This is a genomic window from Pandoraea terrae (assembly GCF_902459695.1).
Taxonomy (GTDB): Bacteria; Pseudomonadota; Gammaproteobacteria; order Burkholderiales; family Burkholderiaceae; genus Pandoraea; species Pandoraea terrae.
On sequence record NZ_CABPRZ010000042.1, the window covers coordinates 1 to 20,164 of the forward strand.

Genomic DNA, 20,164 nt, shown 5'->3' on the forward strand with positions numbered 1-20,164 from the left:
CAAGTACCGGCACCTGCCTGATCTAGCCACAGCCCACCGGCCAACTCTCTGCGGTGTGCGTAAATTCGCGCTTACCCCACAGGCGCTATACGTTATCCATAGCTATGCGCATGTGCTACACGATCAGGATGAGCCTGGAGAGTCATTGAATTTGCTGGGTAACTGGCTAAATGAACACCGCCCGTCAGCGGAGGGCGGCGCTATGTATAGCCATGTGCAGTGGCACTTGGCCCTGGCAGAGTGGCAGTTGGGGCTAACCGAACAGGCATGGCAGCGCTATGAGCGTTACTGTGCACCAGAGACCACTCGCTGTGGTCCGGTGTTGACTCTGGCCGATTGTGGCGGTTTTTTGTTGCGTGAATACCTGCGCACAGGAACTACCCGTCCGATTTCAGCTGCGGTTTCCGCCCTGTTCGAGCGCTTCAACGCTATGCTGTCGCATCCGTTTATAGCGCTGCATCTTGCCGGGATTCAGGCATCGGCGGGCGATATTGCTGCGCTCGAGCAAAGCAAGGCGGCTATCACGGCCAGGGAACCCAGCGACCAGGCGCGGCTCTCGCTCAGGTTGGTTGATGCTGTCAGTCAGTTTGCTAGAGGGCAGTACGCTGAGGCAGCCGATACATTAAAGCGGATATCTGCAGATCAACGCGTTGGCGTCGGTGGAAGTCGTGTTGAGCGCGTACTCATCGATCTGCTTGAAACAAGAGCAGCCGAGCTCGCTGCCTAGTTCGCATATTCCTCTGTTTGCAACTTCACCCTCATATGTCTAAAGACCCCGAAGTGCTGGCCACCGTCATTAAGCCGGCGGTCCAGGGCCTGAAGGCAGACCGCGCGAAAATGTGAAAAGAAAAACCCCGGCAAGCCTTGACCTGTCGGGGTTCTATGAGTCCGGGTGAGACACCCTGAGACGAGCTTACATCTGGTCGATCATGACCTGACCAAAGCCCGAGCACGACACCTGGGTCGCGCCTTCCATCAGACGGGCGAAGTCATACGTGACCTTCTTCGACGCGATGGCCTTCTTCATCGACTCGATGATAATGTCGGCCGCTTCCGTCCAGCCCATGTGACGCAGCATCATTTCAGCCGACAGGATTTCCGAACCCGGGTTCACGTAATCCTTGCCGGCGTACTTCGGCGCCGTGCCGTGCGTGGCTTCGAACATGGCCACCGAATCCGAGAGGTTGGCGCCCGGGGCGATGCCGATCCCGCCGACTTGTGCAGCCAGGGCGTCCGAGATGTAGTCGCCGTTCAGGTTCAGCGTGGCGATCACGTCATATTCGGCCGGACGCAGCAGGATCTGCTGCAGGAACGCGTCGGCAATCGAATCCTTGACGGTGATTTCCTTGCCCGTCTTCGGATTCTTGAATTTGCACCACGGACCGCCGTCGATCAGTTCGGCGCCGAATTCCTGCTGGGCCAGCTCGTAGCCCCAATCCCGGAAACCGCCTTCCGTGAACTTCATGATGTTGCCCTTGTGCACCAGGGTTACCGACGAACGATCGTTGTCGATTGCGTACTGGATGGCCTTGCGCACCAGGCGCTGCGTGCCTTCCTTCGACACCGGCTTGATACCGATACCCGACGTTGCCGGGAAACGGATCTTCTTCACGCCCATTTCGTTCTGCAGGAACGCGATGACCTTCTTCGCCTGTTCCGACTCGGCTTCCCATTCAATGCCGGCGTAGATGTCTTCCGAGTTTTCGCGGAAGATGACCATGTCGATCTTCTGCGGCTCACGCACGGGCGACGGCACGCCCGTGAAGTACTGCACCGGGCGCATGCAGACGTACAGATCCAGTTGTTGGCGCAGGGCAACGTTCAGCGAACGGATGCCACCGCCGACGGGGGTCGTCAGCGGACCCTTGATCGACACGACGTAGTCCTTCAGGACTTCCAGCGTTTCTTCCGGCAACCAGACGTCCGGACCGTAAACCTTGGTCGACTTCTCGCCGGCGTAGATTTCCATCCAGCTGATCTTCTTTTTGCCGGCGTATGCCTTTTGCACCGCCGCATCGACAACCTTGATCATCACCGGGGTAATGTCGAAGCCGGTACCGTCGCCCTCGATGTAGGGAATGATCGGGGTATCCGGAACGTTCAGGGAGAAGTCCTTGTTGACGGTGATCTTCTCACCGGCCGGGACCTTGATATGCTGATACGACATGGTGGGCTCCAATATTGGCAGTTGGCAAAGCGCGGCGCGTACCGCTATCGGCAAGTCACGTCTATTTTAGACGCGGTTGGCCGATAACTCCTCGCCTGTTCCGGAAATCTGGCGGTAAGTCTTATATAAGACACAAGACTTGGTTTCGTATTATGCATTACTATTTCACGATTTGCCAGACCGGGAATTCTCGGGTTTTGAATTTTCCCCGGTGATATGACCGCCCGTTGAGGTCCAAGCCTCGCACTACGCTCGTCCGCATGACACTTCTCGCACTCAACAAGCCTTTCGGCACGATCTGCCAGTTTTCGCCGCACCCTACCCGGCCGTCGCTGGCCGCATGGATCGACCGCCCCGGCGTCTATCCCGCCGGCCGTCTCGACGCGGACAGCGAAGGCCTTCTGCTGTTGACGGACGACGGCCGGATTCAGGCGCGTATCGCCGAACCCGAGCGCAAGCTGCCCAAAACCTACTGGGCGCAGGTCGAAGGCGCCTTCGATCCACGGGCCATCGCCACCCTGCGCGACGGTCTGGATCTCGGCGATTTCATCACGCAACCCTGCGAAGCCCGCGAGATCGCGCCGCCCGATCACCTCTGGACGCGTGACCCGCCGATCCGCTACCGCGCCAACATCCCGACCCACTGGCTGGAAATCACACTCACGGAGGGCAAGAACCGGCAGGTTCGGCGCATGACGGCGGCAGTCGGAAAACCCACGCTGCGGCTGGTGCGCGTGGCCATTGGCCCGATCAATGTCTTCGACCAGCAGCTCGCGCCGGGACAGTGGCGTGAGCTGGGCGCGGAGGTGTTGCAACAAATGCTTACATTTTCCGGTCAACGCCGGAGTCCGCGACCTCGTTAAGGGCACAGGTGCGCAAAAAAACGCATCGACGTCCAAACAGAGGAACCACACATCATGAACAAACTGCTGCTTGCCCTGACCGCTGGCCTGTTCGCCGCCGGCGCGTTCGCCCAAACGTCCGCTCCCGCCACCGCCCCGGCTGCGCCGGCAGCGCCCGCCGTCGCCCCGGCAACGGCTGCTGCACCGGCACCGGCAGCGGCCAAGTCCGAGGCCCCGATGGCCAAGAAGACGGCGCACAAGAAGCACCACAAGCACCACGCCATGTCGCCGGCGGCCGGTAACAAGCCGTAATAAGAAATTCGCGAAAAAGTCGCTTCGCGCGTGTCAACGGATTGCCGCGGCACGCGTTATTGGAAGTGACTCCCTCCGCGGGTCAACCAGTTTCATTACCTAATATTGCGCTTCACGAGGAACCTCATGAAAAAACTGATCGCTGCCCTGATCGCTGGCCTGTTCGCTACCGGCGTTTTCGCACAAGCTTCGGCTCCGGCCGCTGACGCTGCTGCCGCCGCTCCGGCCGCTGCAAGCAAGCCGGCTGCTGCCAAGAAGGCGCACAAGAAGTCGGCACACAAGAAGGCAAAGAAGGCTGCGCCGGCTTCGGCTCCTGAAGCCGCGAAGTAAGTGGCGCGCCGCACGCGCGGTCGTTAAGCGCGTCGGAATGAAAAGGCAGGTTGCTCTGGCAGCCTGCTTTTTTTTCGTCCGGCGGCTACAATGGTCCGCTCCTCTTCTCTCCCAGGAGTCGTACGTGATCCGTTTCTCGCGCCAGCTCGCCGCGCTTGGCCTGGGCGCCGCACTCGCCGTCGTTTCAGCCTTTTCCGTCGTTTTGCCCACCCCCGCCATGGCGCAGATGAAGCAGCCGGGCGAATTTCCGACCGTTCAACTGTCCGCAGGGATGTTCCTGATCAAGGCCGAAGTGGCCGCGAACGAAGCCGATCGCGAGCAAGGCCTGATGTACCGCACCACGATGCCTGCCAATCAGGGCATGCTGTTCGTATTTGAACAGCGCGCCGGGCATTGTTTCTGGATGAAGAACACCAACCTGCCGCTGTCGATCGCCTTTCTCGCCGACGATGGCACGATCGTGAACATCGAAGACATGGCGCCGCAGACGGAAAACAATCACTGCCCGCGCGCCGCCGTGCGCTATGCGCTCGAAATGAACAAGGGTTGGTTCCGCGACAAGGGCATCGGTCCCGGCGCGAAGATCAGCGGTCTGCAACGTCTGCAGTAGGGCAAGTCGTGCATTAAACGTGCCGCGTTGGCACGAATAACAAAAAAGCCCACCGCGAAGGGTGGGCTTTTCTGCTCGCCGGGGCGAAGCCGGCAAGCGAGGCCGAGGTCCGCTCAGGCGAAGTTCTTCGCAGCGAAATCCCAGTTGGCCAGATTCCAGAATGCCTCGACAAACTTCGGACGGGCATTGCGGTAATCGATGTAGTACGCGTGTTCCCACACGTCGATCGTCAGCAGCGGCTTGTCGGCGCCGGTCAACGGCGTCGCGGCGTTGCTCGTGTTGGCGATGTCGACCGAACCGTCAGCTTTCTTCACCAGCCACGTCCAGCCCGAACCGAAGTTGCCGATGGCCGACTTCGAAAAGGCTTCCTTGAAGGCATCGAACGAGCCCCACTTGGCGTCGATCGCCGCAGCCAGGGCACCGGTCGGTGCGCCGCCGGCGTTCGGTGCCAGGCTGTTCCAGAAGAACGTGTGGTTCCAGATCTGCGCAGCGTTGTTGAACACGCCGCCCGACGACTTCTTGATGATGTCTTCCAGGCTGGCGTTTTCGAACTCGGTGCCTTTGATCAGGTTGTTCAGGTTCGTCACGTAGGCTTGATGATGCTTGCCGTAGTGATATTCCAGGGTTTCTTGCGAAATGTGCGGTTGAAGTGCGTCAAGCGCATACGGCAGTTGCGGAAGCGTATGTTCCATGGCGTTTTGTCCTTTGTGCTCTGAGGGGAACCCGATTTGCAATATCCGGAATCGTTGATTCTAGTCCGTTAGATAAAACCCCGCAAACCACACGGGTACTCGCTTCACCGACGATTTCGGGCACGGCGGGAGCGTTGTGCGCCGATGCTCGCCGATCAATGCAGATGCCTGCGCATTGGCGACGCCAGCGGGCCGCATCCCGTTCAAAAAGTATCGTCAAGCCTGACCTGAACGTCACCAATGCCGACATCGGCCGCGCCTTCGGCCAGGTGCACCGTCACCTGCTGCCCGCGCTGCAGCTTGCGCGGATCCCGCAACGGCTGCCCGCGCGTATCGAGTACCGCCGCGTAACCGCGTTGCAACGTTCGGCGCGGGTTGAGCAATTCCAGCCTGGCTGACAAGTCGTCCATGCGCTGTCCATCGCGCTCCAATTTCCGGCCGATGGCGGCCTCGACACGCTGTGCCAACAGGGTAATCCGCTCATGTTGCGATGCGGTGTCAGGCACGACGCGTGCGAGCCGCAACCGCAGCATCTCGAAGCGGCCGCGCCGTTGGGCGAGCGGCCGTTCCAGCGCGTGGCGCAGCCGGTCGTTCAGGTGCAGCAGCGTGCCGCGCTGACGCGCCAGCCGCTCGCGTGGACTGATCAGGCTGCGCGACAGCCCGTCGAGCTGCTGGGCGCGCTGTTCCAGTACGCGGCGCATTGCGCGCGTCAGCCGCTGGCGGTCACGCTCGAGATAGCGCAAGCATTCGTCGCGCGCCGCGCTGATCATTTCGGCGGCCGCCGTCGGCGTCGGCGCACGCACGTCTGCCACGAAATCGGCAATCGTGAAGTCGGTTTCGTGCCCGACGCCCGACACGACGGGTAAGCCGCTGCGCGCGATGGCCTGCGCCAGCACTTCTTCATTGAAGGCCCACAGATCCTCGATGGACCCGCCGCCGCGGCACAGCAGGATGGCGTCGACTTCATTGCGCACGTTGGCCGTATCGAGCGCAGCGGCCAATCGCACGGCCGCGTCGGCGCCCTGCACCGGCGCCGGGTAGACGATCACGCTGACGTGCGGCGCACGCCGCGCCAACGTCGTGAGCACATCACGCAGGGCGGCCGCCTGCAGCGACGTCACCACTCCAACGCGTCGCGCGAAGCTCGGCAATGCCCGTTTGCGCTGCGCATCGAACAGCCCGGCGGCAGCCAGTTTTTCCTTCAGGCGCAGGAACGCTTCGTAGAGATTGCCCTGTCCCGCGCGCCGAATCGCCTCGACGTTGAGTTGAACCTCGCCGCGCGGCACGTACATCGAGAGTAATGCACGCACTTCCACCCGGTCGCCCTCACGCGGCGAGAAGTCCGCGTATTGCGCGCGCCCCCGAAACATCACGCAGCGCATCTGCGCCTGGGCATCCTTGATCGAGAAGTACCAGTGCCCGCTCGCGGCACGCGTGAAATTGGAAATCTCGCCGCTGACCCATGCAAGCGGGAAACTGCGCTCGAGCACGCCGGCCACGGCCTTGTTCAATTCTGAAACACTTATCACGCGATCCGCGCCGGCGGCGGGCCGTGTGTCGTCAAAGGAAAGGTTCATGCGGTTTCGCGAGGAAAAATCTGTCCACAGGACCGTTAATTTAAGGGTTTTCGCTTGTACGTGCGAAGAGATTCCTCTCGCAGACGCATAAGACAATGATTTCTAAACGAAAAATGAGCATTTGAAAGCAATGTCCCAGTCGGTATTCGCGGTCCTGCGTCCAATTGCCGCATGCTCGTCGACATGTTCACAAAGTTATCCACAGGCGCGAGCACAATACGGCATTTTTCCGACCGACCGGTACACATCGAATCTGAAACGTTTTCCAGCCCAATTTTTGAGCAATCCAAAAAAACGTTGTCCGCGCAACGACTTAGCGAATCTTTTCAATGCTTATATACAACCTTATGCGCGCGGTTTGTGGAAAACGGCGCTTGCCCGTCGCTTGCCCGCGCGCTACAGTGCGGCCTGTTCGATGTTATCCCCGCTCACACCAAGAGGTTGTCCTTGTTTGCCGTAATCCAGGCCGCTGGCTGGCCCATCTGGCCATTGCTTATTGCTTCCGTCATCGCCCTCGCCCTCATCGTCGAACGCGCGCTCAGCTTGCGCCGTGAACGCGTGCTGCCCCCGGGCGCGCTCGATGCCGCCATCGCCCTCGCCCGCCGTGGCCAGGGCAAGGGCGACGCCACCGACCAGCTCGCCCGTGGCTCGATGCTCGGCCGCGTGCTCGCCACGGGCGTGCGCTACGTTGCCGGCAACCCGAAGGGCCCGCGCGACGCCGCCAAGGACGCCCTCGAGGAAACCGGCCGCGCAGTCGCCCACGAACTCGAAAAGTATCTGTCTGCGCTCGGCACCATCGCGTCTGTCGCGCCGCTGATGGGCTTGTTCGGCACGGTCGTCGGCATGATCGAGATCTTTGGCTCGCAGGACGCCACGGGCACCGATCCGGCGCAACTCGCGCACGGCATTTCCGTGGCGCTCTACAACACCGGCTTCGGGCTCATGATTGCCATTCCCGCGATGATCTTCTATCGAATGTATCGCGCGCGCGTCGACGCGTTTCTCGTCGAACTCGAAACGCAGGCGGTGCATTTCCTCGATGCCACGCTGCCCCGGCACTGAGCGGCGAGGCGACGTCTCATGAACTTTCGCCGAGGCCTTCAGAAAGCCGAACCCGAGATCAACCTGATCCCGTTGATCGACGTGCTGCTGGTGATTCTCATCTTCCTGATGATCACCACGACGTACACGCGCTATACCGCGCTCAAAGTGAACCTGCCGGTCGCCGACGCCGCGCGCGCGATGCAGCCGCCCGAGCAGATCGTGGTGTCGGTGGGCGTGGATGGCGCCTACGCGATCGACAGGCAAACGCTGCCCGGGCGCGACGTCGCCAGCCTTGCCGCGGCGCTGCGCGGCGCGGCTGCCGGGAAGCGCGCCGGCACCGACGAGCCGGTGATCGTCATCAACGCAGACGCGAAAAGTTCTCACCAGTCGGTCATCAACGTCATGGAAGCTGCGCGTGAAGCGGGGCTGTCGCGCCTGACGTTCGCCGCGCGTGCCGCATCCGGGCATCCGAAGCGATGAGCGCACCGCGCGCCCGGGCGCTTGTCCCCCGCCTGTCGGGGCCGCTTGTCCATTGGGTCACCGCCCAGTGGCAACGACGCGGTCTTGCAGCGTGCCTGCTCTGGCCGTTTTCATGGGGCTTCGCGGCCGCGGCAGCATGGCGCCGCCTTGGCTTCCGCATGGGGTGGCGCAAAACCGTGCGGCTGCCCGTGCCGGTCGTCGTGGTCGGCAACCTGACCGTCGGCGGCACTGGCAAGACGCCGACAGTCATCGCCTTGATCGGCGCCCTGCGCGCGCATGGATACACACCCGGGGTGCTCTCGCGCGGCTACGGCGTGAAGCTGTCGGCGCCGCGCGAAGTCCGGGCGGGCGATTCGCCGTCCGACGTCGGGGACGAGCCGCTCCTGATCGCGCGACGCACCGGTGCCCCCGTATGGGTTTGGCCGGCCCGCGCCGAAAGCGGCCATGCACTGCTGGCGGCGCATCCGGCGTGCGACGTAATCGTCTGCGACGACGGCCTGCAACACTATGCGCTCGCCCGCGACGTCGAGATCGCCGTGTTCGATCACCGTCTGGCCGGCAACGGCTTCCTGCTGCCGGCCGGCCCGTTGCGCGAACCGCTGTCGCGCCTGCGTGACGCCAACCTCGTCAATGACCCTTACGCCAACGCCCTGCCCGACTGGCCCGACACCTGGCGTTTGACGCTGTCGCTCGGCGACGCCTGGTCGGTGAGCCAGCCGGAACTGCGGCGGCCGCTCGCGCATTTTGCCGGGCGCCGCGTACTTGCGGCGGCGGGCATCGGCGCCCCGGAGCGCTTCTTCGCTGCGCTGCGCGCTGCGGGGTTGACGCTCGACGTGCTCGCCTTGCCTGACCATTTCGATTTTGCCGCCAATCCGTTCGACGCCGCGAACGCCGACGCCATCCTGATTACCGAAAAGGATGCAGTAAAATGCCTGACCTGGTCCGACCCGCGCTTGTGGGCCGTGCCCGCCGAGGCCGCGCTGGATGCGCGCCTGGTATCCCTGGTAGTGGAGAAATTGCGTGGACACCCGACTGTTTGAAATTCTCGTCTGCCCGTTGTGCAAGGGCCCCCTGGCGTACGACAAGAAAGCCCAGGAACTGATTTGCCACGCGGACAAACTCGCCTACCCGATTCGCGACGGCATCCCTGTGATGCTGGCCGATGAGGCCCGCCAGTCAGTCGAAGGCACACCCGTGCCGCTCGAGCCGTCGGGCCCATCGGACACGCCTGCGAAGTGAGTGCGCCCGTGAAGCCTGCCGCGCCCGCCACCGATTTCGTCGCGGTCGTCCCCGCCCGCCTCGCCTCGACCCGATTGCCGAACAAGCCGTTGGTCGATCTGGCCGGCAAGCCGATGGTCGTGCGCGTCGCGGAACGTGCGCGCGAATCGGGGGCGCGCCAGGTGGTGGTCGCGACCGACGCGCAAAGTGTGTTCGACGCCGTGGCGGCCTATGGTTTCGACGTGCGGCTCACGCGTGCCGACCATCCGACCGGCACCGACCGTCTCGCGGAAGTCGCCGAACAGCTCGGGTGGCCGGACGACACGATCGTGGTCAACGTCCAGGGCGACGAACCGCTGATCGACCCCTTGCTGGTGCAGGCGGTGGCGGCGCATCTCGCGGCGCATCCCGAATGCGCGCTCGCCACGGCGGCGCATCCGATTCACGCGAACGACGAAATCTTCAACCCGAACGTCGTCAAGGTCGTGCTCGACGCACGCGGGCGGGCGCTGTACTTCTCGCGAGCGCCGATTCCCTGGGCCCGCGACGCCTGGAAAGCGGGCCTGACGCAGACCGACAGCCTGCCCGCGCCGGAAACGCCGATCTATCGGCATATCGGGCTGTATGCCTATCGCGCGTCGTTCCTGCGCAGCTATCCGACGCTGGCGCAAGCGCCGATCGAGATGGCCGAATCGCTGGAACAACTGCGCGCCATGTGGCACGGCGAACGGATCGCTGTGTTGCTGACGAACGACATCCCCCTGCCGGGCGTAGACACACCGGAGGATCTGACTCGGGTTCGGGCGCTGCTCGGCGCGTAGCCCCGGGGATCCGATCGCCGAATCCCGGCCCGGCGTCCGCGTGGGCGGGATCTGCCGCCCTGCCGACGGCCGGGTCGTGCACCGCGCGCAGGCGTCGCTTGCGTCCCGATCGTTCCATTTTGGGCCGTGCCTGCCCCTAAAATCGTCGGCCATCCGACGCATCGTGGCATAATCGCTGTGATCCAGCGAGCAGAGTCCGGTTGATCGCCCCCCAAAAAAACGGCGCCGCAATGCCAACGCAGGCACGCCGACCGGTCTCCCATGCCCGCCGCAAGAACCGCATTCATAAATCACAATCTATCAGGAGTCATCGATGCGTCTGATTTTGTTGGGGGCACCCGGAGCCGGCAAGGGCACCCAAGCGACTTTCATCAAGGAAAAGTTCGGCATTCCCCAGATTTCGACCGGCGACATGCTGCGCGCGGCGATCAAGGCCGGCACGTCATTGGGCCTCGAAGCCAAGAAGTTCATGGATGCTGGCGAATTGGTGCCGGATCAGGTCATCATCGGCATGGTCAAGGAGCGCCTGACGCAGGACGATTGCGCCAAGGGTTACCTTTTTGACGGTTTCCCGCGCACGATCCCGCAGGCGGAAGCGATGAAGGAAGCCGGTGTTGCCATCGACTACGTGCTTGAAATCGACGTGCCGTTCGACGAAATCATCTCCCGCATGAGCGGCCGCCGCACGCATCCGGCATCGGGCCGCACTTACCACGTCAAGTTCAATCCGCCGAAAACCGAAGGCGTCGACGACGTGACGGGCGAACCGCTGGTGCAGCGCGACGACGACAAGGAAGAGACCGTCAAGAAGCGTCTTGAAGTCTACGAAGCGCAGACCAAGCCGCTGGTGGCGTATTACTCGGCTTGGGCGGACAATGCCAGCGCAAGCGCCTCGGTCGCCGCGCCGCAATACCGCAAGATCTCGGGGCTGGGCAGTGTCGACGACATCCGCGCCCGCGTGTTCGAGGCGCTGAAGTAAGCAACGCCCGACGTTAGACAAGGCCGTCCCCACGGCCGATGAGAAAGGCGGCTTCGGCCGCTTTTTTCGTTTCCGCGGGCACGTGCATGCACGCACGTTGCCGCCGGTAGAATACGGTCAACGGCGCGCGGAGGTCCATGCCGGTTTCGGCATTATCCGGCATGCCGGTTGACGACTCATATGGGAGGCGGCATGGAAATCCAGGACAACGTGTTCATCGTTACGGGTGGCGCATCGGGTCTGGGGGCGGCGGCGGCACGCTGGCTCCGTGGCCTTGGCGCGCAAGTGGTGCTGGCGGATCTGAATGAAACCGAAGGCCGGAAGCTGGCCGATCACCTCGCCGGCGGCTTCGTCAAGTGCGACGTGACCCGTGCCGACGACGGCGAAGCGGTGGTCGCCGCCGCGCGCCAGCGCGGTACGTTGCGCGGGCTCGTCAATTGCGCGGGCATCGCGATCGGCTGCAAGACCGTCGGCAAGGATGGCCCCCACCCCCTCGATACATTCGCCAAGGTCATCCAGATCAACCTGATCGGCACGTTCAACATGATTCGTCTCGCAGCGGCCCAGATGACCATGAACGAACCGAACGGGGAAGGCGAGCGAGGGGTCATCATCAACACCGCCTCGGTGGCGGCCTACGACGGCCAGATCGGCCAGGCCGCCTATGCGGCGTCCAAAGGCGGTGTGGCGAGCCTGACGCTGCCGGTGGCGCGCGACCTGTCGAAGCGCGGCATTCGCGTGATGACCATCGCGCCGGGCCTGTTCGAGACGCCGATGATGCTCGGCATGCCGCAGGACGTGCAGGATGCGCTGGGCAAGATGGTGCCGTTCCCGCCCCGGCTCGGCAAGCCGGCCGAATACGCCATGCTCGTCGAGCAGATCATCCGCAATCCGATGCTCAATGGCGAAGTCATCCGGCTCGACGGCGCGATCCGGATGCAGCCGAAATAACCGTCCCCGGCGCACACGGCCACGCATGCTGCACCGCACCAAACGGCACACCGATTCCTGACTACAATGGAAGCCCGGCCGCCCAGGTCATGCTGCGCGGCCGGTCTCGACGCCGGTCCCGTCACCGGCGCCCCGCGATTCCCCGGCAGGAGGTTGGCATGAAATCCCTGGCTGAACAGATGTCGTTCTACCAGCGCTACCACCGCAGTCCCAAGAACCGTCTTACCCACTTCATTGGCGTCCCGGCGATCATGCTGGCGATCCTGCTGTTGCTGTCGTGGGTCCCGCTCGGCCCGAGCGGCCTGAACGCCGCGCACGTGTTCGTGCTGGTGTTGTTGATGTACTACTTCGTGCTCGACGTACCGCTCGCGCTTGCGATGACGGCGTTCTCGGCCCTCATGCTGGCCGCGGCCCGGCATTTGTCCCGGCTTCCCTGGACATGGGGCCTGGGGGCATTCTTCGTATTGTTTGTCGGCGGCTGGATTTTCCAGCTGGTGGGGCATCACTTCGAGGGCCGCAAGCCGGCGCTGCTCGATAATTTCTTCCAGGTGTTCATCGCCCCGATTTTCCTGATGGCCGAGCTGTTCTTCTTCTTCGGCTACAAGCCCGGCTTGCGCCGGCGCGTGGAACAGCTGGCGGCGCGATCGGCCTGACGACGGACGCGCGGGCAACGCCGCGCACTGCACGTGCGCCCCTCTGCGGGCCGTGCCCAGTCCTGCTCAGCCGTGTCCGCCCGGGCGGCGGCTCAAATCGTCGAGCATGTGCCGCACCGCGTCTGCGTCGTCAGATTCGCCGCGCTGCGACAGATAAAACTCCAGATCTTCCTGCGCGGGGCGCACCAGATTCAGACGGGCATAGGCAAGCCCGCGATCGCGGCGTTCCGCCGGCGCATCGGGCAATACCAGCACCATGCGCTCCTGCACCGCCAGCACACGTTCCCAGCGCTCGCTTTGAGTGTAGATGGCGCGAAGATTGCGCAGCATCCTCGCCAGAATCTCGCGTGGCGATGCCGGCTCCAGAAACGGGTGCAACAGCGCCCAGAGCGCCAACTCCTGGATCGGCTCGGCGCTCTCGTCGCGGTAGTGCCTGAGATAGGGTTCGACCATCTCGAGCAGTCGTTGCGGTGACAAGGATTGCCCCGACAACGGATCGATCACGACGTCGCCGGCAGGTACCGCCAGGCGCATCAGGAAATGCCCCGGAAACGACAACCCGCGCAGCGGCAAACCGATCTGTTGACCAATCTCCATGCACAAGACGGCAAGCGAAATCGGGATGCCGCGACGCCGGTCCAGCACCACATGGAGATGGCTGTTGTCCGGGTCGTAGTAGTCGTTCTGATTGGCGGAAAAGCCGAGTTCGCGGAAGAAAAAGTGATCGAGCAGCTGCAGCTTCTGCAATTGACCTGCGTCGGCCGGCAGCCGCTTGGCAAGGCGGGCGGCCAAACCGTCGATTTGCGTCAGCGTGCCCTGGACGTCAAGGTCGGGGTACGCGTCCTGCGCGAGGGCCACAGCCGCCTCGGTGAGAGGCAGGCCCTCGTCCGAGGCCACCAGGCTCGCGAAATACTCGAGAAAACGATTCGCCATGCGGTCTGTCCGTCGATATGCGCCACGGCAGCGGCTCGGCCCGGACGATCAGGCCACGCGCCGCCGGAAGAACGCGAAATTGAAACCCATGATGAATAATGCCCCGAAATACAGCACACCGCATAGGACCAGACTGGCGCCCAATAGTGCGATACGCGCGACCGGGCGTTCGCCCAGCGCGATCCAGTCGAAGCTTTGCGTGAACCACAGTAGCATGCCCGCCAACAACAAGCATGCGGCCAGCAACTGCACGAAAAACAGCTTCCAGCCAGGCGCGGGACGGTAGATGCCGCGCCGATAAAGCCCGACAAACAGAAGCGCCGCGTTCATGCAGGCGCCCACGCCGATCGACAGGGACAGCCCCGCATGCGCGAACCAGCGCACAAACAGCAAGTTCGACAACTGCGTGGCGATCAGCACGACCACGGCAATCTGCACCGGCGTCTTGATATCCTGCTTGGCGTAAAAGCCGGGCGCAAGGATCTTGATCAGGATCAGGCCCACCAGCCCGACGCCATACGCCGTCAGCGCGTGCGCGGTCATGACCACGTCGGTCGCGTCGAAACGGCCGTACTGGTACAGCGTGGCCGTCAGCGGCCCGGCGTAGACGAACAGCCCGACGGCGCTTGGCGCCGCCAGCAGGAACGTCAGGCGCAAGCCCCAGTCCAGCAGGGACGAGTATTCATGCGGGTCGCCGTCGGCGTGGGCGCGCGCCAGACTGGGCAGCAGGATCGTGCCGAGGGCGACGCCGAGCAGCGCGGTCGGGAATTCCATCAACCGGTCCGCGTAGGCCAGCCACGAGACGCTACCCTGCGCCAGCCGCGACGCAATATTGGTGTTGATGATAAGGCTGACCTGCGCGACAGACACGGCCAGCGTCGCCGGCACCATCTTCGAGAGGACCCGCTTGACGCCCTTGTTGCGCAAGGCGGCACGGACGTTGAACGAAATGCGCGGCATCATCCCGATGCGTGCGAGCGCCGGCAACTGGATCAGCAATTGCAGCACGCCGCCGGCAATCACGGCATAGGCCAGCGCGTAGACGGGCGTTCTCAGGTGCGGGGCGACCCACAGCGACGCGACGATCGAGCTGACGTTGAGCAGCACCGGCGCAAATGCCGGCACAGAGAACTGCCGCCAGGTATTGAGCACGCCCGCGGCGAGTGTCGTCAGGGAAATCAGCGTAATGTACGGGAACATCACGCGGGTCATGAAGACCGCCGCATCGAACGTGCCGCCTTCGCGCGACAGGCCCGTGGCCACGGCGTAGACGACGCCGGCGGCCCCGAGCACGCCCGCCGCCGTCAGCAGGGAAAGCGCCCAGAACAGGATGGTGGCGACGGAATCGACGAGCCGCTTCGTGTCGTCTTCACCGCGTTGCGACTTGAATTCCGCCAGGATCGGCACGAAGGCCTGCGAAAACGCGCCCTCGGCCGATAGCCGGCGCAGCAGGTTCGGAATACGGAATGCGACATTGTAGGCGTCGGTCATGGGACCGGCGCCGAACATGCGGGCGATCAGGATTTCACGGATCAGTCCGGTGATGCGCGAGAGCATCGTAAACCCGCTGACCGTGGCTAGGGCTTTGAGCAAATTCATGTTGCGCGTATTATACGCACAGCAAATGCCCCGGGCATTGCAAGATTCTGAAAACCTGCGCTATAATCGTTGGTTTAGAAGTCAATGGATTGCTTCCTGGCCTTACCGTGTCTCCCGGGAAGCCTCGCCAATCCGGATAAAACTGCATAGGCCGCATCAGGCGGAGCAATTCAAGGAATTCACAGAACATGGCAAATACCGCTCAGGCGCGCAAGCGCGCTCGTCAAACCGTCAAGCTCAACGCACACAACTCGGCACTGCGTTCGCGTCTGCGCACGGCTGTCAAGGCTGTCCGCAAGGCCATCGCCGCGGGTGACCCCGCTGCCGCCAAGGAAGTGCTGCGCACGTCGGCCAAGACGATCGACATCATCGCCGACAAGAAGATCGTTCACAAGAACACCGCTGCCCGTCAGAAGAGCCGCCTGTCGGCCGCCATCAAGGCCATGACCAGCGCTGCCTGATAGCAGCGTCAGCGATACAGGCTACCCGCGCAAGCTGCCTCATGGCGGCTGCTACGAGTTGCCTGCCGTTTCCGGCTCAGGCCGGAACATGAAAAAAGCCCGCTTCGCGCGGGCTTTTTTCATTGGGTCTCACGCCGGATCGGGAATGGTACAAGCTTCGGTCAGTTGCAGATCGTTGTCGCGGGCGAAGTTCAGCACGAAATCGAACGCCATCGGCTCGATCTGGCGCAGTCGTTCGTCGACCACGACACATTTCACATCGCCCACTTGCATCGGGCGGACGTAGGGGGAGTATTGCATGTGCGCGTGCGGGCCGGCAGCGCTGCTTCGGCCAAAACACGACATGACGCCGCACAGACGCTCCGCCCAATCGCTGGGCCGGAACTTCTTGCCATCCCGGGTGATGCCCTGGATGAAATACTCGCGCGCGGTAACCTGGTCGGTCATATCGCTCAATCACCTCATAAAACACCTGCGCCGGCCGTCGCGGGTAAGCGTCGCCGGCAGAGTCAGTATTATATCTTATATAAGACTTAAACCCGTCGCCAGCCGTCACCGCCGATGTTTTTTTAGCGCTTGCCAAGCCATCTTTCCTGTGCTGGCAGCGGTCTTGATCATACGCCATTCGTGTGACGCCAAAACGATTTGGTAGACTTAGGGTCCCTGCGCGCCGGCGCCGACCGCATACAGAGCAACGCAACGCCAAGATGACAGCCAAACCGATCAAGCACTACTTGCAGTTCAACGACTTCTCGCTCGAAGAGTACGACTACGTCCTCGAGCGCGCGCGCATCCTGAAACGCAAGTTCAAGAACTACGAGACCTACCATCCGCTGCACGACCGCACGCTGGCGATGATCTTCGAGAAGAGCTCGACCCGCACACGCCTGTCGTTCGAAGCCGGCATCCACCAACTGGGCGGCCACGCCGTGTTCCTGAACACACGCGACACGCAGCTTGGCCGCGGCGAGCCGATCGAGGATGCCGCGCAGGTCATTTCACGGATGACCGACATCATCATGATCCGTACGTTCGGCCAGGAGATCCTGGAGCGCTTCAGTCAGCACTCGCGTGTGCCGGTCATCAACGGGCTCACCAATGAGTACCACCCGTGCCAGGTCCTCGCCGACATCTTCACGTATTACGAGCAGCGCGGCCCGATCAAGGGCAAGACCGTGACGTGGATCGGCGACGCCAACAATATGTCGTACACGTGGATTCAGGCCGCCGAAATCTTCGGCTTCACGTTCCACATCTCGACGCCGCCGGGTTATCGTCTCGACCAGAAGCTGGTCGCCGAGTCCAGCCGTCCGTTCGTGCGTGAGTTCGAGGATCCGCGCGCGGCGTGCGCGGGCGCCGACCTCGTGTCGACCGACGTCTGGACCAGCATGGGCTATGAAGCGGAAAACGAAGTGCGCAAGGCGGCCTTCGCCCAATGGTGCGTGAACGCGGACCTGATGGGACAGGCCAAGCCGGATGCGCTCTTCATGCACTGCCTGCCCGCTCACCGCGGCGAAGAAGTGTCCGCAGAAGTCATCGACGGCCCGCAAAGCGTTGTGTGGGACGAGGCCGAGAACCGTCTGCACGTGCAGAAGGCCCTGATGGAATATCTGCTGCTGGGCCGCTTGACGGCCTGAGCACCCTTGCGGGCGGCCCGATGAAAGTGGCCGCCTTCCGCTATCATTTATGAACTCAACCCATGCGGCATTTGCCGCGTTACAACTTTCCGATTTTCATCATGACGCAGAACAACTCGCAATTCGATAACGTCTCCGTGGTCAAGCGCGCCAACGTCTATTTCGATGGCAAGTGCGTGTCGCACACCGTGAAGTTTGCAGACGGCACCCGCAAGACGCTGGGCGTGATTTTCCCGGCCGCGCTGCAATTCGGCACCGAAGCGCCGGAAGTCATGGAAGTCACCGGCGGCCGTTGCCGCATCCGCCTGGCCGGTCAGAGCGACTGGCAGGAATACGCCGCAGGCCAGCAGTTCTCGGTACCGGGCAACAGCAAGTTCGATATCGAAGTGCTGGAAACCCTCGATTACGTTTGCCATTACGGCTGAACGTTTTCCAACCGGCGCAACGCCTATCAAAGCATGACGGGTTCGGGTTCGAGCGTCACGCCGAAACGTTCGGCCACGCTCGCCTGAATGGCGCGCGACAACGCCACCACGTCCGCGCCGGTCGCCCCACCCCGATTAATCAGGACCAGCGCCTGGCGCTCATGCACACCCGCTTGCCCCATGGTGCGGCCACGCCAGCCGCACTGGTCGATCATCCACCCCGCCGCCACCTTCCACGCCCCTGACGGCTGCGCATAGCCGACGATGTCGGGAAAGCGCGCACGCAATGCGGCGAACGTGGCGGCGTCGACCACCGGGTTCTTGAAAAAGCTGCCTGCATTGCCGATATCCGCCGGGTCGGGCAACTTGCGACGGCGGATATCCACCACCGCATCGAAGATATCGCGTGGCGCGGGCGTTGCAACGGCGCGCTCGGCCAGCGTGCGCGAGACATCCGCATACCCGGTGACGGGTTGCCACGGGCGCGGCAGTCGAAATGTCACCCGAGTGACGATATAACGGCCGGGTTGCTGCTTGAACAGGCTGTCGCGGTAGCCGAAACGGCAGGCGGCGGCGTCAAGCGCGACGAATTCGCCCGACGCCGTGTCGAGCGCGCGCAGATACGCAAAACGCTCGGCCACCTCGAGGCCGTAGGCGCCGATGTTCTGGATCGGGGCAGCCCCCACCGTGCCGGGAACCAGCGCGAGGTTTTCGAGGCCGGGCCAGCCCATCTCGAGCGTCCAGGCGACGAAATCGTGCCACGTCTGTCCCGCGCCTGCCTCCACAAGCCACGCATCGGTGCTTTGCGCAATGCATGCCCGCCCCTGGATCGCCATCTTCAGCACGAGGCCGTCGAAGTCACGCGTCAACACAAGATTGCTGCCTCCGCCCAACACGAGGCGCGGCAGCCCCTGCCCTTCAGGCAAGGCGAGCGCGGCGCGCAGGTCGTCTTCGTCGCGCACGGCCACGGCGAAACGCGCCATGGCGGGCAAACCGAAAGTATTGTGTTCGCGCAGGGAAAAATCGCGTTGCAGCTCGGGCATGGGGAGAATCAGGCAGCGCCACGCGCCACGGGCTTAACCGGGACGCACGGCTGAATTACAATGTCGGTCAAATTCAATGATTGCGCATTATACCGGCCGTCCCGCCACGGCCCTGACAGCTTTTGGGAGAAATCGAAATGCCATCGTTTGACACGGTCTGCGAAGCCAATATGGTGGAGATCAAGAATGCGGTCGAACAAGCCAACAAGGAAATTTCGACGCGCTTCGACTTCAAGGGTTCCGACGCCCGCATCGAGCACAAGGAGCAGGAACTGACGGCGCACGCCGACGACGATTTCAAGCTCAGCCAGGTGCGCGACGTCCTGATTTCGAAAATGGCCAAACGCCAGGTCGACGTGCGTTTCCTCGACTACGGCAAGATCGAGAAAGTGAGCGGCGACAAGGTGAAACAGGTGATCACCGTGAAGAAGGGCGTGACGTCCGACCTTGCCAAGAAGATCGTGCGCCTCATCAAGGACAGCAAGATGAAGGTGCAGGCCAGCATTCAGGGTGACGCCGTGCGGATTTCGGGCGCCAAGCGCGACGACTTGCAGTCGGCCATGGCCTTGTTGCGCAAGGAAATCACGGATACCCCGCTCGACTTCAACAACTTCCGCGACTGAGCGGCTGAGCGGCTTACCCGCTCACCGACTGTCGGCAAAACGAAACGGGCGCTTCCTGGCGCCCGTTGTCATTGATTCTGCCACTTGCGCGGCGTCGGCTTACGACTTCTTCTGACCGATCCGGCTTTCCTTGCCGGCCATCAGCTTCGCAATATTGCCGCGATGGCGATAGATCAGCAGCACGGCCATGGCGATCACGGCTGGCGCATACGGGCCGAAACCGAACATCAGCACATAGAACAGCGGCGCGAACACCGCCGACACGAGCGCGGCCAGCGACGAATAGCGGAAGAACACCGCGACAATAAGCCACGTGGCGATCACGGCGAGCCCCAGCACCGGCGAGATCGCCAGCAGCACACCGGCCGCCGTGGCGACGCCCTTGCCGCCTGCGAAGCGCAGGAATACCGGATACAGGTGCCCCATGAACACGGCCAACGCCACGGCGGCAAGGCCGAAGTCGCCGACACCCCAGGCCCCGGCAAAGCGTTCCGCCAGAAAAACGGCCAGCCAGCCCTTGAAGGCGTCGCCGACGAGCGTAAGCACGGCCGCAAGCTTGTTGCCCGAGCGCAGGACATTGGTCGCGCCGGGATTGCCCGAGCCGTAGGAGCGCGGATCGGCGAGGCCCATCGTACGGCTGACGATCACGGCGAACGGCAACGAACCGATCAGATAGGCGATGAGAACGAAAACCAGGGTGGACATGAACTTCGGGGTGCCTTCTTATTGAGATGGCCGCCATTCTACAAGAGCTGCGCAAACGTCCC

25 protein-coding genes are annotated in these 20,164 nt (G+C 62.9%); 17 read left to right on the forward strand and 8 right to left on the reverse strand.

The genetic code is table 11. The annotated features are described in order from the left end of the window. Positions 1 to 727, forward strand: a 727-nt coding sequence (locus tag PTE30175_RS26995; protein WP_476703894.1) for a tetratricopeptide repeat protein, incomplete at its 5' end; no start/stop codon positions are given. 186 nt (positions 728 to 913) lie between these two features. On the opposite strand, the gene icd is transcribed toward PTE30175_RS26995, so the two are convergent. Further along, the gene (icd, locus tag PTE30175_RS27000; RefSeq protein WP_150700154.1) at positions 914 to 2,167 is read right to left on the reverse strand and encodes an NADP-dependent isocitrate dehydrogenase; all 1,254 of its coding nucleotides are present in this window, start codon (positions 2,165 to 2,167) and stop codon (positions 914 to 916) included. Positions 2,168 to 2,427: 260 nt separating this feature from the next. On the opposite strand from icd, the gene PTE30175_RS27005 reads away from it, so the two are divergent. From PTE30175_RS27005 to PTE30175_RS27020, 4 genes are all read left to right on the forward strand, one after another. Further along, positions 2,428 to 3,030 carry a pseudouridine synthase gene (locus tag PTE30175_RS27005; protein ID WP_150700155.1) on the forward strand — a complete coding sequence of 201 codons (603 nt, stop codon included), beginning with the start codon at positions 2,428 to 2,430 and terminating at the stop codon, positions 3,028 to 3,030. A gap of 54 nt (positions 3,031 to 3,084) precedes the next feature. Further along, positions 3,085 to 3,321, forward strand: a complete 237-nt coding sequence (locus PTE30175_RS27010; protein ID WP_150700156.1) for a hypothetical protein — start codon at positions 3,085 to 3,087, stop codon at positions 3,319 to 3,321. A 126-nt stretch (positions 3,322 to 3,447) separates the two neighbouring features. Continuing rightward, positions 3,448 to 3,651, forward strand: coding sequence for a hypothetical protein (locus PTE30175_RS27015; protein ID WP_150700157.1), 204 nt, complete (start codon positions 3,448 to 3,450; stop codon positions 3,649 to 3,651). Positions 3,652 to 3,868: 217 nt separating this feature from the next. After that, on the forward strand, positions 3,869 to 4,261 hold the full coding sequence (locus tag PTE30175_RS27020) for a DUF192 domain-containing protein (RefSeq protein ID WP_150700183.1): 393 nt from the start codon (positions 3,869 to 3,871) through the stop codon (positions 4,259 to 4,261). A 113-nt stretch (positions 4,262 to 4,374) separates the two neighbouring features. Here the strand turns inward: PTE30175_RS27020 and sodB are convergent, their stop codons facing one another. Further along, positions 4,375 to 4,953 carry a superoxide dismutase [Fe] gene (sodB, locus tag PTE30175_RS27025; RefSeq protein ID WP_150700158.1) on the reverse strand — a complete coding sequence of 193 codons (579 nt, stop codon included), beginning with the start codon at positions 4,951 to 4,953 and terminating at the stop codon, positions 4,375 to 4,377. Between the two features lie 203 nt (positions 4,954 to 5,156). Beyond that, positions 5,157 to 6,530: an exodeoxyribonuclease VII large subunit gene (xseA, locus tag PTE30175_RS27030; RefSeq protein WP_150700159.1), complete on the reverse strand. Its 1,374-nt coding sequence runs from the start codon at positions 6,528 to 6,530 to the stop codon at positions 5,157 to 5,159. A 447-nt stretch (positions 6,531 to 6,977) separates the two neighbouring features. Here xseA and PTE30175_RS27035 point away from each other — a divergent pair, with 447 nt between their 5' ends. The 8 genes from PTE30175_RS27035 to PTE30175_RS27070 all read left to right on the forward strand — a co-directional run bounded on the left by PTE30175_RS27035 (position 6,978) and on the right by PTE30175_RS27070 (position 12,676). Then, positions 6,978 to 7,592 carry a MotA/TolQ/ExbB proton channel family protein gene (locus PTE30175_RS27035; RefSeq protein WP_150700160.1) on the forward strand — a complete coding sequence of 205 codons (615 nt, stop codon included), beginning with the start codon at positions 6,978 to 6,980 and terminating at the stop codon, positions 7,590 to 7,592. Positions 7,593 to 7,610: 18 nt separating this feature from the next. Next, a complete protein-coding gene (locus tag PTE30175_RS27040; RefSeq protein WP_150700161.1) occupies positions 7,611 to 8,054 on the forward strand; it encodes an ExbD/TolR family protein in 444 nt (147 codons plus the stop codon). Beyond that, on the forward strand, positions 8,051 to 9,094 hold the full coding sequence (lpxK, locus tag PTE30175_RS27045) for a tetraacyldisaccharide 4'-kinase (protein ID WP_150700162.1): 1,044 nt from the start codon (positions 8,051 to 8,053) through the stop codon (positions 9,092 to 9,094). The genes PTE30175_RS27040 and lpxK overlap by 4 nt, the downstream gene beginning before the upstream one ends. Next, positions 9,075 to 9,293 (forward strand): Trm112 family protein, encoded by a 219-nt coding sequence (locus PTE30175_RS27050; protein ID WP_150700163.1) that lies wholly within the window; start codon positions 9,075 to 9,077, stop codon positions 9,291 to 9,293. The genes lpxK and PTE30175_RS27050 overlap by 20 nt, the downstream gene beginning before the upstream one ends. Before the next feature lie 8 nt (positions 9,294 to 9,301). Then, complete coding sequence (gene kdsB / locus PTE30175_RS27055; protein ID WP_150700164.1) at positions 9,302 to 10,093, forward strand: 3-deoxy-manno-octulosonate cytidylyltransferase; 792 nt, start codon at positions 9,302 to 9,304, stop codon at positions 10,091 to 10,093. A gap of 313 nt (positions 10,094 to 10,406) precedes the next feature. Beyond that, a complete protein-coding gene (gene adk / locus PTE30175_RS27060) occupies positions 10,407 to 11,072 on the forward strand; it encodes an adenylate kinase (protein WP_150700165.1) in 666 nt (221 codons plus the stop codon). A gap of 192 nt (positions 11,073 to 11,264) precedes the next feature. Then, entirely contained in the window at positions 11,265 to 12,023 is a 759-nt protein-coding gene (locus tag PTE30175_RS27065) for an SDR family NAD(P)-dependent oxidoreductase (protein ID WP_150700166.1), read from the forward strand. A 158-nt stretch (positions 12,024 to 12,181) separates the two neighbouring features. After that, entirely contained in the window at positions 12,182 to 12,676 is a 495-nt protein-coding gene (locus tag PTE30175_RS27070) for an Mpo1 family 2-hydroxy fatty acid dioxygenase (protein ID WP_191629245.1), read from the forward strand. 66 nt (positions 12,677 to 12,742) lie between these two features. Here the strand turns inward: PTE30175_RS27070 and PTE30175_RS27075 are convergent, their stop codons facing one another. After that, positions 12,743 to 13,609, reverse strand: coding sequence for a SirB1 family protein (locus PTE30175_RS27075; RefSeq protein WP_150700168.1), 867 nt, complete (start codon positions 13,607 to 13,609; stop codon positions 12,743 to 12,745). 48 nt (positions 13,610 to 13,657) lie between these two features. Then, positions 13,658 to 15,208 (reverse strand): murein biosynthesis integral membrane protein MurJ, encoded by a 1,551-nt coding sequence (gene murJ / locus PTE30175_RS27080; RefSeq protein WP_150700169.1) that lies wholly within the window; start codon positions 15,206 to 15,208, stop codon positions 13,658 to 13,660. Between the two features lie 188 nt (positions 15,209 to 15,396). Here murJ and rpsT point away from each other — a divergent pair, with 188 nt between their 5' ends. Continuing rightward, positions 15,397 to 15,669, forward strand: coding sequence for a 30S ribosomal protein S20 (rpsT, locus tag PTE30175_RS27085; protein ID WP_150700170.1), 273 nt, complete (start codon positions 15,397 to 15,399; stop codon positions 15,667 to 15,669). Positions 15,670 to 15,798: 129 nt separating this feature from the next. Here the strand turns inward: rpsT and PTE30175_RS27090 are convergent, their stop codons facing one another. Beyond that, positions 15,799 to 16,116 (reverse strand): DUF3579 domain-containing protein, encoded by a 318-nt coding sequence (locus PTE30175_RS27090; RefSeq protein ID WP_150700171.1) that lies wholly within the window; start codon positions 16,114 to 16,116, stop codon positions 15,799 to 15,801. Positions 16,117 to 16,376: 260 nt separating this feature from the next. Between PTE30175_RS27090 and argF the strand changes: the two genes are divergently transcribed. Continuing rightward, positions 16,377 to 17,306 (forward strand): ornithine carbamoyltransferase, encoded by a 930-nt coding sequence (gene argF / locus PTE30175_RS27095; protein ID WP_150700172.1) that lies wholly within the window; start codon positions 16,377 to 16,379, stop codon positions 17,304 to 17,306. Between the two features lie 101 nt (positions 17,307 to 17,407). Continuing rightward, positions 17,408 to 17,731 (forward strand): pyrimidine/purine nucleoside phosphorylase, encoded by a 324-nt coding sequence (ppnP, locus tag PTE30175_RS27100; RefSeq protein ID WP_150700173.1) that lies wholly within the window; start codon positions 17,408 to 17,410, stop codon positions 17,729 to 17,731. Positions 17,732 to 17,757: 26 nt separating this feature from the next. Here ppnP and murB read toward each other — a convergent pair whose 3' ends face one another. Next, complete coding sequence (gene murB, locus PTE30175_RS27105; RefSeq protein WP_150700174.1) at positions 17,758 to 18,774, reverse strand: UDP-N-acetylmuramate dehydrogenase; 1,017 nt, start codon at positions 18,772 to 18,774, stop codon at positions 17,758 to 17,760. A gap of 137 nt (positions 18,775 to 18,911) precedes the next feature. Here murB and PTE30175_RS27110 point away from each other — a divergent pair, with 137 nt between their 5' ends. Then, positions 18,912 to 19,397 (forward strand): YajQ family cyclic di-GMP-binding protein, encoded by a 486-nt coding sequence (locus PTE30175_RS27110; RefSeq protein ID WP_150700175.1) that lies wholly within the window; start codon positions 18,912 to 18,914, stop codon positions 19,395 to 19,397. A 99-nt stretch (positions 19,398 to 19,496) separates the two neighbouring features. On the opposite strand, the gene plsY is transcribed toward PTE30175_RS27110, so the two are convergent. Beyond that, complete coding sequence (gene plsY / locus PTE30175_RS27115) at positions 19,497 to 20,102, reverse strand: glycerol-3-phosphate 1-O-acyltransferase PlsY (RefSeq protein ID WP_150700176.1); 606 nt, start codon at positions 20,100 to 20,102, stop codon at positions 19,497 to 19,499. Positions 20,103 to 20,164 lie beyond the last annotated feature (62 nt).